The following is a 277-nucleotide window of genomic DNA, read 5'->3' as shown; positions in this document are numbered from 1 at the left end:
CTGGACGGTGGCGCGAACGGTCGCAGCGATAATAGGGCCGACGCCGGGTATGGTCGTCAAACGACGAGCGGCATCATCGGCCTTCACCACTGCGACAATCTTGGTGTCCAGCTTCTCAATTCTTTCTGTGAGCCTTTCAATTTGATCGGCCATCTCCAAAAGCGCGGCGCGAGCCGAAGCAGGCAGGCGTCTGTCCTGATCGTCGTGCAGTATTGCAACAAGTTTGGCAATGCTGGTCATGCCGATGGCAGCGATGATACCGAGTTCAGCCATGTGG

The 277-nt window shown here is 57.0% G+C and carries 1 pseudogene; it reads right to left on the bottom strand.

Going from position 1 to position 277, the window contains the following annotated elements:
• Positions 1-277 (bottom strand): annotated as a pseudogene (locus E1297_RS48705) (IS110 family transposase); the annotation flags it as partial.

This window comes from Roseibium sp. RKSG952 (genome assembly GCF_009711355.1).
This window is presented reverse-complemented; position numbering and strand designations above follow the sequence as displayed.